General features: G+C 47.7%; 1 protein-coding gene. It reads left to right on the forward strand.

Annotated features, from left to right (window positions below; all coding sequences use genetic code 11):
• On the forward strand, nt 1–348 hold a 348-nt coding region (locus A3761_RS06395; RefSeq protein WP_156491675.1), incomplete at both ends, for an aminotransferase class III-fold pyridoxal phosphate-dependent enzyme.

The raw sequence follows: 348 nt of genomic DNA on the forward strand, positions 1-348 counted from the left end.
ACTCGCTACTCGTTAAAGCAGGCTCTGGCGCGCTAACGCTTGGCGTGCCTAATTCACCTGGAGTACCTGCGAGTGTCGCCGAGCATACAATCACCCTTACCTATAATGATGCAGACCAAGTTAAAGCACTGTTTGATGAAATGGGTGACCAGGTTGCTGCGATTATTGTCGAACCCGTTGCCGGGAATATGAACTGCATTCCTCCAGTACCTGGCTTTTTAGAAAGCTTACGAGAAGTCTGTGACAAACATGAAAGTGTCTTGATCTTTGATGAAGTCATGACTGGCTTCAGAACCGCTTTAGGCGGAGCCCAGTCTGTATACAATGTGAAGCCTGACCTAACTACTT

This window comes from Oleiphilus sp. HI0123, from assembly GCF_001635315.1.